Source organism: Marivita cryptomonadis (assembly GCF_002115725.1).
Taxonomy (GTDB): Bacteria; Pseudomonadota; Alphaproteobacteria; order Rhodobacterales; family Rhodobacteraceae; genus Marivita; species Marivita cryptomonadis.
The window spans coordinates 166,332-176,959 of the sequence record NZ_JFKD01000011.1 but is presented as its reverse complement, the minus strand read 5'-3'; the positions used below and the strand labels follow the sequence as shown (position 1 = coordinate 176,959).

7 protein-coding genes, 1 tRNA gene and 2 pseudogenes are annotated in these 10,628 nt (G+C 58.9%); 7 read left to right on the top strand and 3 right to left on the bottom strand.

Features of this window, described 5'->3' with window-relative positions; all coding sequences use genetic code 11:
* Positions 1–151 precede the first annotated feature (151 nt).
* The 5 genes and pseudogenes from MCRY_RS13885 to MCRY_RS13860 form a co-directional block, all read left to right on the top strand.
* A pseudogene (locus tag MCRY_RS13885) lies at positions 152–1,363 on the top strand (IS5 family transposase); the annotation flags it as partial.
* A gap of 105 nt (positions 1,364–1,468) precedes the next feature.
* The gene (locus tag MCRY_RS13880; RefSeq protein WP_085630864.1) at positions 1,469–2,500 is read left to right on the top strand and encodes an IS110 family RNA-guided transposase; all 1,032 of its coding nucleotides are present in this window, start codon (positions 1,469–1,471) and stop codon (positions 2,498–2,500) included.
* A gap of 1,111 nt (positions 2,501–3,611) precedes the next feature.
* Positions 3,612–3,911, top strand: a complete 300-nt coding sequence (locus MCRY_RS13870) for a hypothetical protein (protein ID WP_085630861.1) — start codon at positions 3,612–3,614, stop codon at positions 3,909–3,911.
* A pseudogene (locus MCRY_RS23615) lies at positions 3,908–4,249 on the top strand (relaxase/mobilization nuclease domain-containing protein); the annotation flags it as partial. The gene MCRY_RS13870 and the pseudogene MCRY_RS23615, both read left to right, overlap by 4 nt.
* 541 nt (positions 4,250–4,790) lie before the next feature.
* Entirely contained in the window at positions 4,791–5,138 is a 348-nt protein-coding gene (locus MCRY_RS13860) for a hypothetical protein (RefSeq protein ID WP_085630858.1), read from the top strand.
* A gap of 403 nt (positions 5,139–5,541) precedes the next feature.
* Here MCRY_RS13860 and MCRY_RS13850 read toward each other — a convergent pair whose 3' ends face one another.
* The 3 genes from MCRY_RS13850 to MCRY_RS13840 form a co-directional block, all read right to left on the bottom strand.
* Entirely contained in the window at positions 5,542–7,281 is a 1,740-nt protein-coding gene (locus tag MCRY_RS13850; RefSeq protein WP_085630854.1) for a site-specific integrase, read from the bottom strand.
* A 288-nt stretch (positions 7,282–7,569) separates the two neighbouring features.
* Positions 7,570–7,644: transfer RNA gene (locus tag MCRY_RS13845), tRNA-Asn, on the bottom strand.
* 70 nt (positions 7,645–7,714) lie between these two features.
* A complete protein-coding gene (locus MCRY_RS13840; protein WP_085630896.1) occupies positions 7,715–8,626 on the bottom strand; it encodes an MBL fold metallo-hydrolase in 912 nt (303 codons plus the stop codon).
* A gap of 92 nt (positions 8,627–8,718) precedes the next feature.
* Between MCRY_RS13840 and MCRY_RS13835 the strand changes: the two genes are divergently transcribed.
* The gene (locus MCRY_RS13835; protein ID WP_085630852.1) at positions 8,719–10,017 is read left to right on the top strand and encodes an ATP-binding protein; all 1,299 of its coding nucleotides are present in this window, start codon (positions 8,719–8,721) and stop codon (positions 10,015–10,017) included.
* 247 nt (positions 10,018–10,264) lie between these two features.
* Positions 10,265–10,627: an acyl-CoA thioesterase gene (locus MCRY_RS13830; protein WP_138488166.1), complete on the top strand. Its 363-nt coding sequence runs from the start codon at positions 10,265–10,267 to the stop codon at positions 10,625–10,627.
* Position 10,628 lies beyond the last annotated feature (1 nt).

Here is a 10,628-nt window from a genome sequence, read left to right as displayed (position 1 = left end):
AGCCTCAAAGGCTGCAGAATAGGCGTGTCCAGATCGCCTCACGACCCACCCGCACCGGATGTACAAGTCCCGTGGAGAAGGTGTTCAAGTGGCCATGGAATGAGCGTTCAAGTGTTCATGGAACAGGTGTTCAAATGCACGTGGAATACGCACCGGCCGCCCGGCGACACAGCCGCGGCTGGTGGCGGGCCTGATGTATCTTCAACATCTGCATCGCCTGTCCGATGAAGCCGTTGTCGCCCGCTGGGTTGAGAACCCATACTTTCAGCATTTCACGGGGGAGATCTTCTTCCAGCATCAGCCCCCGATCCACCCGTCTTCCCTCAGCCGATGGCGCGACCGGATCGGCGATGAAGGGGCCGAGTGGCTGCTGACGAAAACCATCGAGGCCGGGCGCTCAAGCGGCGTTGTGGACGATGACAGTCTGTCGCGCGTGTCCGTTGATACAACCGTCATGGAAAAGAACATCGCCTATCCCACCGACGCGCGGCTCTACGAGAAAGCACGCGCCAAGATCGTTGCCCTGGCTCAAGAGGCCGGGGTTCAACTGCGCCAGACCTATGCGCGCAAGGCGCCACTACTGGCGGCGCAGGTTGGTCGCTATGCCCACGCGCGACAGTTCAAACGCATGCGCAAGGCCCTGCGAACATTGAAGGGGTACACCGGACGGGTCATGCGCGACCTGCGGCGTCAGATTGATCTCATCCCGCCGGGCACCTTACGGGAAACGGTCCTCGACACCCTGGTGCTGGTCTCGCGCTTGTTGCACCAAGCCCCCAGAGGCGGTGGAAAAATCTATGCGCTGCATGAACCCGACGTCGATTGCATCTCCAAGGGCAAGGCCCGGGTCCGCTATGAGTTCGGCACCAAGGTCAGCATCGCCACGACAATCGACGAGGGCTTTGTCGTCAGCATACGGGCGCTGCCCGGCAACCCATATGATGGCCACACTCTGGTCGAGGCTTTGGAGCAAGTGGAAATCCTGACGGACCAACGGCCTGAACTGGCTGTTGTCGACCGCGGCTATCGTGGCCACGGCGTGGAAACCACCCGCGTCCTGATCTCAGGGTCCAAACGCGGCCTCACACCCGCGCTGAAAAAGCTCCTGCGACGACGCAGTGCCATCGAACCCGAGATCGGACACATGAAAACAGACGGTCGCCTTGCCAGATGCCCCCTCAAGGGGCTCCGCGGCGATGCCATCTTTGCTGTCCTCTGCGGCTGCGGCCACAATCTCCGCAAGATCCTGAACCACATCAGGAAGCTTTTGAGCCTACTGCTCGCCATGATCACCAAAGCTATAGCAGCAGCGGCAATCGCCCGAACTGAAAATAAACGTCCCCATCCAATCGCTGCGGCCTGAAACGCGTTGTTCAAGTTTGATGGGGTGGATGCTCCCTCCCACAACGGCATCACAATGTGCCAGACTGGCTTTGTTGGAAGTCAGTACAATTGAAAGGAAGCATCCATGTCAGAGATTAGCATTCTGGCCATCGACCTTGCAAAGCACTCGTTTCAGGTCTGTGCGACAACGGCGGAAGGCGTCATTGTCTTCAATCGCAAATACTCGCGCGGAAAGCTGAGCCAGCTGTTGTCGGAACACCCCAAATGCCTTGTTGCAATGGAGGCTTGCGCGACCAGCCATTGGTGGGGGCGTCATGCGCAGGAGATCGGACACGATGTAAAGCTGATCCCGCCGATCTATGTGAAACCGTTCGTGAAGCGCTCTGCCAAGAATGACGCCAATGACGCTGCTGCGATTGCAACGGCGGTACGTCAACCCGGCATGCGGTTTGTGCAGGTCAAAAGCCAAGAGCAGCAGACCCACGCCATGCTCTTTCGCACGCATCAGACCTTAACCCGACAGAGGGCAACACTGATCACAACATTGCGTGGGCACTTTGCAGAGCACGGGATCATTGTCGCTAAGGGAGACGCGGCACTGATGGCCTATGAAGACACAATGGAAGCCCAAGACGGCACTATGCCGGATTTGGTGCGCGAAACCGCGCGCCTGTACTATCACCACATGGCTCAGCTCGCGCAGACCATCTCTACCTTGGAAAACCAAATGACAGCGGCAGCGAAAGAGGATCACGATATCCAGCGCCTTCGCACCATGCCGGGTGTGGGCCCGATCACAGCAGCCGCGTTCCTTGCGTTTGCGCCACCCATGGAAAGCTTCAAGCGCGGGCGCGACTTTGCCGCCTGGCTCGGTTTGGTACCGAAACAGCTCTCGACAGGAGGTAAAACCAAACTCGGGCGGATCAGCAAGATGGGTCAATCTGATCTCAGGCGATTGTTGATCACTGGTGCCACTGTTTGCATCCGGTGGGCGCGGTGGAAAGGAGTCAGAACGGACAGTTGGCTAGGCCGTTTGCTTGAGCGCAAACAGGGAACACTAGCTGCCGTCGCTCTGGCCAACAAAATGGCCCGCATTCTTTGGGCTATGGTCACAAAGAAACAGGATTATCGCGGTGGTTTGGTTGAGTATGCCTGACATCGCAAGGAGGTTCGGATTGGTCAGCGTCAGCTGATCCGCTCCGGAAAGTAAGGAGATCAAAGGACAATTATGGGCAAAAGCATCGGCTGATCCGCAACGGGAAAACCATATAGTAGTCAAGGACATCAATAGTCCTCAAGATCGATTTGGACCCGTGGCGATCGAACTCCATAACGGCCCGTGGCGATCAGAGCCACACCTCATGAGGCCTGACACACGACCGATACCGATAAACTTGATCCAAAAAATGTCCCGAAATCACCTTGCGAAACCGGGAGCATCCACACACGACTAATGACATACCCGGCCGACGACAAACAGTTTTGCCTCCGGAAATCGGGTTTCCATCTCGGACACCGTCCAGATAATCATCGGGGACCTCGTCAATCTGCTATTCGCAGTCGACGACTTGCGAAAACGCAGGGCGGGGCCCGGGCGAGAGGAAATGGTGGCTGCTGAAATGGTATGGGTGCCGCGCTTACATATTCTGGTTCGATATTCTTTTTCAGATAAGCCCTTGGCTTTGCTCCGCGGTCCCCGTTTGCGATCTGCTGCACCTGCCTGTCCAAAAGGTTTGGGGATTCTTCAGTTATGTCGTCCTCGGCAATCGCGCTACGTCCGAATAGGATCCTATCAGCGGCGCGAAGATCGTCGAGGAGCGTGCATTCATCTTGGACCACCCGGTCCTGTCTCGTGCCGCAAGCCTGTGGATCTGCCAGACGGTCAAGGGCATGAATATCCTCAAGGAGCGGTGAGTCGTCAGTATAACCGTCGTCGAAAACATGATCCTGCCGCATCAGGTGCTCCTTCTGGTCCTTGATCAGGATGGTACGAAGCCATGAAAAAATGAAACCGGACCCTCCTTTTCAGGCCTTCATCGGTGGATCTGAGAAACCTATGCCTGAAATTCAGAGGCGTTATGAATTGCTGATGCGGTTATTGATAGACGAAGATGCGTATGTCGTTCGCGGGGCGATAATTCGCGGTTTGCCGATACATGAACTTAAAGGGGAAATGCATCAAATTCCCAGCGCCCCTGATAGATGTGGATAACCGCTTGCCAGGAGGCTCTCTGCCGCACATTTCTTCTTCAAAGGGAGTGGGACAGATGCGGGCATATACCGTTCGGTACAGCGATGAAGCGGCAAGCGCTGTTGAAGGGCGTGCGCGTCGGCTTGGCTACAAGAAGGCGAGTGTTTTTCTCCGGGACGCCGGTCTTGGGCACCTTGGTCGCGACGCTGCGGATGGACTGCCCGGCTGGTGCCATGACGTAACCTTGAAGCTCAACGCCGTGTTGCATGATCCGGACGGCGAGCGGGTCCGTCTTGATCTGCTGGACGTCGCGCGTCGCATCGAAAAGGGCCTCGAGGCGATCAAGGACGTGGCCGCCGACTCCGACCCGAAATGAACATCAAGCTAACCGAAGCGCCTTTGACCCTGGCCGTCGTCCGGTATCCGCGTAGGGGTGGTGCCTACCTCGGGGGCAGCATACTGGCTGACAGGCCGTCCCGCATGATCCGAGCCTTCGAGGTCCACCACGCCCGCTTTGGCGTGGTGGACGACGCGCCTATGAGGCACCTCACGATATCGGCCCCACGCGGAGTCAAGCTGACCGCACGTGCGTGGCGGGCAACCCTTTCGGCGACGCTGCGCGACCTCGGCACGCCGATGCACCAGCTGGTTTGGGTCGCCTACCGACACCTCCGGGCCGCGACCGACCATGTTCACATGCTGTTCAGCCGCTATACGATCCACGGCGTACCCATCGTTCCGAACATGACCCGCGATTTGTATGAACTCGGAAACCGGCTGTCCCATCGTCTCCGGCTGCCGACGCCGTTTCCCGACATCAAGGGCGGGCCAGTGATGATTGAAGCACCGGTCCGGGCCGCCAAAACTCGCGAGCGCGAAGGCGCCACAGACAAGGGAACGATCGGCTCGCGCATCAACCAGTGTTTGTCGGTCGATCGTCCGGTCACCTATCCAGGTCTCGTGGCATCGGCGGCACGCCATGGTGTAGAGATTCAGAAGCGGAGCTACAGGAATGGGACACAGGGGTTAGCCTATTCTCTTGCTGCGCCGAAACCCACCTTGCTCCGCGACTTTCGGCCCCCAGCATGGCTCCCGGGGGGGCGCATTGGGCTTCAGTTCACGCTGAAGGGAATCCTGCGGCGCCTTGATTTGCTCAGGTACCTGAGCGAGGTGCCGGCTCAGCTCGCGGTAATAAAACTATTCGCAACCGCGTCGGCATCAGCCGGGGCGCAGCTTGACCTGTGGAAGGACATCAATGAGCGACGAGGAACAACAAATCATCAATCTGACTGGCAGCGCCGACGACGCAGTGGAGGCGCTTTGGCAGCTGTTACACAGGCTGAAGGAGATCGCAGACCGACTGGACCCGCTGGCCGAGGAACTGGCGCAGGTCCCCCAAGAGTCGAACCTTCTTCTCAAAAAACTCTTCGAGTACCTGGGGAGCCTCCAGGAGCTGTCCACCGACACGGCGACAAAGGTCGAGTCGATTCAAACGACGATCGCATCGATCAGGTCGGATCAGTCCGCACAGGCCGAGCGGATGGAGCGGATGGAGGAGATGTTGCGCGAGATCAACGTGCCTTTGACGGCCCATATCCGGTAACGTTGGTCGAAACCGTTGGCGTCCTTGCGCGCCTGACACTGGCTTGGGGTGTCACCCTCAGCCTTCGGGTCGAGGGTAGGGGCGGTTTTCTCGTTTCGGCTGGCCCGGTGCCGCTCATGCGGAGCCGGCCAAACGCGCGCGCGGAGATCTTGGCGTCCGGATATCCGGGCCGTATGCATGAACTCGCGGACGCTCTGGGGCTCCGTGTCGATCCGGCTGCCCGTCTGGATGGGCAGCAGGCGATAGCGGGGACCGACGAAAACATTTCGACGGATCGACCAGCGATGGAGGGAGAAAATCAGCCCACGGAACCTCATGACGACGTAGATAGTCCGGGCTTCTGAAGCGTCCCTGCGATTATCGACCAGACTGTAAAGTGCCTGGGGTCGCTCTCCCGTTCCACCTACCGAGGCAATGTCAGCACCCCGCTAAGTGAAGGCAGGCGATCGATCGCGGCTTTTAGCGCGGGAAGGGGAGAATGGTCTCCATATACTGAGTCATGTACGTCCTGACCTTCGTGACCCATGATGTCGCGCGCTACTTTGGCGGGTACCTCCTTGTCGAGATCGAGGACGTGCTGGACGTAATGTCGGGCGCTTTGGAGTGATAAACCGGTGCCTTCGCTGCCCCATATGTCCTTGACAAATTTTTCGACCTTGCGACCGACCCTGCGCCCCATGATGTTAGAGGCCGGTTCCTTGAGGTCAGGGAAAAGACGAACATAACCAGCTTTCCGCGCATCGCGAACAAACTCCATCAGACCCAGATGGATCAGGTCGTCGTGAAGTGGGACCTTTCGCCTCGAAGATGAGTTCTTGATCCGACGGTCGGTGGTGGTGATCACATCAAAATAGGTGATCCCTCCCTCTTCCCTAACGTAGTCCACGCCGATGCCAGCGATTTCCTCGCGCCGCAGGCCGCTATACGCCGCGATCAGGGGAACCCAGTACAGTCCGCTCCTGCGTCGTGCGGCGAGAGGAGGTAGCCAAGGCCCCGGCTCGGGATCGCTCCAATATCGGTGCCTAAAGAAGGTTTCGAGTTCTTCTCGAGTGAAGGTCCGCTTCTTGTCGCGCGCACGCCCCTTTTCCTTGCGCCGCAGGAGGCCGGGATCAAGCCGTGGGTGTAGTTCGAAACCCTCAGACTTGGCCGCCGAAATGAGTGCGCTTGCGTGGTCCACGTATCTGTTAACCGTGCCGACCGCCAAGCCGACCTTTTCCTTCGGGAGACCTTCGGCCTTGGCGAGGACCGATTCTATCGGGAGGGTGTGATCTGACGGCGATTTGCCGAAGGATTTCGGCAACTGAAGAAGGACAGACCTAAGTTTCACGAAATCGGCTTGGAGAAGGGACCGAACATCAGTCTTGCCTGTAACCCGTTGAAGAAGGGTCCCAAAAGCGCGGTACTGGCGCGCCGTCTTTTCTTCCAGTCCGTCATCCGCGTGTTTTTTGAACTGGATCATCCTCTCGATGACTGCGGTGATCGACGGGTCGAGATCGGAAGAGTCTGGTTCATCCGGCAGGATTTCTTGGACCACGATGGGGGTGTCGTGTGGCTGAACATCGGTCACGGCCGAAGCGGCGACGGGATCGGGCGAACGGGGGGATTCTGGTTGCTCAGCGTCTTGCGGGAACGTGCCTTGTACCGGATCGAACCGGTCCATCACGTCAGACGCGAGTGCACGTGCAGGCGGGGTTGTCACCACCGCGTTGGCCGCTCGCTTGCCCTCAATGAACAGCTCGAGCAGCTGGATGGCTTCTCGGTCCCCGTTGATCCGACGCCCGGTGACCTTCTCGAATTCGGCGGCCCTGCGATCTGCGCCGATGTGACCCTGCAACATCGGCCTGTAGTGTCCGTCAAGGATTAGCCGGAGCATGGCCACCTCGGCGCGACTGCGGCCTGCTGCGATCAGCTCCTGCTCAACCTGGTCGGATATTGTCGCGCCGATCCCTTGTTCGGCCAGAATGTCCCAGGCTTCTGTCATGCCGGAGGTGATCTGCCGTTCAATCTTGCAGGGTGGTGCCCCGTAGCGGAACCGCAGGTCTTGTCGCAAATCATGCTCTGCGGTCACATGGGTTCTGACCACGTGTTGCAGGTATTTCCTGGCTTCGTCCAGGGTGATCCGGTCTTGCTCAAGGGACGCCATAAGTGGTTCGCTCTCCGCGCTCAGTACACGGGCTAATATAGTCGCTCGACCCCGGTCTGTGGTGCGCAACGAGACCCTGAGGTCGACGATTCTTGTGGATTGCGGCCGCACCTTGCGTCGCCAGTAATAGACGCCGTCTCGGCAAGTGAGATGGGGGAGAGCGGTCATTTTCGGGCTCCAGATAGGAGACCGACCTAAATACACCGCCGCAGCGGTGTCACAGTCTGGTGTCACAGTAACGGACCCCCGAAGGGGAAAGTTACTGATATCAGACCCTTACGGTAAAATTGGCTCCGGCGGTAGGGATCGAACCTACGACCAATTGATTAACAGTCAACTGCTCTACCGCTGAGCTACGCCGGAACACGAGGCGGGGTTTAGCAACAGTGATCAGGCGCGTCCAGAGGGATTTGTGAAAAAAATGAAATCACCGTCATGTCAGGGAAAAAAGCGCCTCTGCGTGGAGTGATCCTATCGGAGACACAGTGTTTTTCCCATGTAGATCAATGAGATGTGCAAGGACGTTTCGTGTGGCCGCAGGAAGCAGCGCGGCCGGAGTGTCGGTGTAGATGCGCTTGGCAAGGGTGGCGCTCGTGGCGGGGCCGTCCTGTAACGCCTCCAGCACAGCTGCTTCGCGCGACAGTCGGTGGTTGATCAACCAGTCCAGCCGCTCCGCAGGATCGAGGATCGGCGCACCATGCCCAGAATGAAACACGGACCAGTCTTGCGACTGCAATCGCCGACAGGATGCCATGAAGTCTGTCAGGTCCCCATCGGGGGGAGACACCAGAGAGCTGGCCCAGCCCATCACCAGATCGCCGCAGAACAACACGTCGTTCCATGCAAAGCTGAGGTGGTTGCCGAAATGGCCGGGCGTGTGCAAGGCGCGCAGGGTCCATCCGTCGCCCGACACAGTTTCACCATCGGTAAGTAGGATGTCCGGTTGAAAATCCCGATCCACACCTTCACCACCGCCCATCAGGCCGGTCGCCGCGAGTTGCTGCATCACAGCGCTGCGTCCACCTGTGGCGTCCGAGAACGCGTAGATCGGCGCGTTTACTCTGTCCGCAAGAGCGCGGGCCAATGGCGAATGATCAACATGGGCATGAGTAACAAGAATGGCGGAAACACGTTCTGTCCCAATGGATTGAATTAGAGCGTTCAAGTGGTTTTCGTCGGATGGACCAGGATCGATGATCGCCAGATCTCCGTCACCGATCAAATATGTGTTGGTGCCTCGAAAGGTCATGGGCGACGGGTTCGGTGCCAGCACGCGGCGCAGACCGGGGGCAAGCCACTCGGCAATGCCCGGTTCGGGCTGAAAGTCGGGTTGGGGATCGCGCATCATGACCTGACAGCATCAGGGCGCACCGGGAAATGCAATCCCTGTCGCGCCCGGACATTCCGTTTTGCCCACAGCTGGAGTAGCGTCGCAGCATGACATTTGATTGGCTCAAACGCTACATGCCCCGAGGCCTTTACGGGCGCGCCGCGCTGATCCTGCTGCTGCCCGTCGTGGCGCTGCAGCTGGTGGTCTCTGTGGTGTTTGTCCAACGGCATTTCGAAGGCGTCACCGAACAGATGACCCGCGAGATCGCCCGGCAGATCAACACCTCGCTTGATCCGCAATGGGTGGATGATCCGGGGATCGCCAGAGCGCTGCGTCTCGATTTTCTGCCGACGGAACCGGACGCCTTGCCTTCGCAGGATCTGCGGCGGTGGTATGACTTTTCGGGGATCGTGGTGATCCGCACGCTGCGCTCCTATGTCATCGGGTTCGAACGGGCGCATCTGGTCGATGATTGGACGGTTCTGGTCTGGGTGCAACGCGGCGACGATCCTCTGGTTCTGATCGAATTCGACCGAGAACGGGCGTCCGCGTCCAATCCGCACCAGCTTTTGGTGAACATGGTCGTCTTTGGTGCGGTGCTGACTGTCATCGCTTACCTCTACCTGCGCAATCAGTTGCGCCCGATCACCCGCCTCGCCGGAGCCGCAGAAGCGTTCGGGCGTGGACGGCACGTGCCGTATTCACCGTCCGGTGCAGTCGAGGTTCGGGCGGCGGGGCATGCGTTTTTAGACATGCGCGCCCGGATCGAACGGCAGATCGAACAGCGCACCATGATGCTATCGGGGATCAGTCACGATCTGCGCACGCCGCTCACTCGTTTGCGGCTGGCGGTGTCGATGCTCGATGACGAAGATCGCGAGCCGCTGGAGCGCGATATCGACGACATGCAGCGCTTGATTGACGCGTTTCTGGATTTCGCGCGCGGCAATGCCGACAGCGCCCAGCCCGAACCCACTGACATTCCTGATTTTGTTCAGCAAGTCGTCGAGGATTGCGCGCGCAGTGGTGTTCCGGTGACATTGGTCGAGGCGACGGGAACCGGGCAGGTGATGCTGCGTCAGATGGCGATCCGGCGTGCGGTGGAAAACCTCATTAATAATGCCGAGCGTTATGGGTCGCGTTGCGAAGTGTCCGTGGCCTTGACCGACAAGTCTTTGCGCATCCGGATCGAAGATGATGGTCCCGGTATCGCCACCGACCAGCGCGATGTGGCGCTGCGCCCCTTCGTACGGCTGGACCCGGCGCGCAATCAGGACAAGGGGTCAGGTGTCGGGCTGGGTCTGGCAATCGCCGCTGACATTGCGCGTGCGCATGGTGGTGTTCTGCGTTTGGGCGAAAGCGAGACGATGGGCGGCTTGCGGGCGGATATCGTCATCGGTCGGTGAAACGGGCCAGAGCAGGCCGGTCTACGACTTTAGTCTCGCCATCAAATTGAGCGGCAGTGACAAAAAAAGTTGAAAAGTTCATCGTTGTTCTGGAATACAGTGGGATACCGTATGCGCAGTTTGCCAGAAACGGACCGAAAAGACGAACACAGGACGCCCCGGAATGCCGGCTTATCAGTATGTTCACGATGTCATGCTTCGCGATTGCGAGCCGTCAGGCATCGTTTTTCTGCCCAGATACTTCGACATGGTTCATACCGTTATCGAAAATTGGCTCGATGAAGCGCTGGATTGGCCAATGAGCCAAATTCAGGGCAGCGACGGTCTGTCCTTGCCCTTTGTCAACATCAGCGCCGAATTCCCCGCGCCCAGCCGTTTGGGGGATCGTCTGACATGGCGCCTGTCGGTGCGTGAACTGCGTCGGAGCAGCATGTGGCTGGAACTGAGCGCCACCACCGGTGCGGAAACCCGTGTCACGATCACCGGCACGCTGGTTTTGTCCGAAGCCGTGGCCTTGCGCACCCGACGGTGGCCGGATGCAATTGCCGAGCGGGTCAAGGACTACCTTGTCGCGCCTGACTCCAAGTCCGGAAAGAAAGTGGCGGAGTGAC

Excerpts from the sequence above, each read along its gene's own strand:
- MCRY_RS13880 (WP_085630864.1), top strand. The coding sequence starts at position 1,469 with ATGTCAGAGATTAGCATTCTGGCCATCGACCTTGCAAAGCACTCGTTT.
- MCRY_RS13870 (WP_085630861.1), top strand. The coding sequence starts at position 3,612 with ATGCGGGCATATACCGTTCGGTACAGCGATGAAGCGGCAAGCGCTGTT.
- MCRY_RS13860 (WP_085630858.1), top strand. The coding sequence starts at position 4,791 with ATGAGCGACGAGGAACAACAAATCATCAATCTGACTGGCAGCGCCGAC.
- MCRY_RS13850 (WP_085630854.1), bottom strand. The coding sequence starts at position 7,281 with ATGGCGTCCCTTGAGCAAGACCGGATCACCCTGGACGAAGCCAGGAAA.
- MCRY_RS13840 (WP_085630896.1), bottom strand. The coding sequence starts at position 8,626 with ATGCGCGATCCCCAACCCGACTTTCAGCCCGAACCGGGCATTGCCGAG.
- MCRY_RS13835 (WP_085630852.1), top strand. The coding sequence starts at position 8,719 with ATGACATTTGATTGGCTCAAACGCTACATGCCCCGAGGCCTTTACGGG.
- MCRY_RS13830 (WP_138488166.1), top strand. The coding sequence starts at position 10,265 with ATGGTTCATACCGTTATCGAAAATTGGCTCGATGAAGCGCTGGATTGG.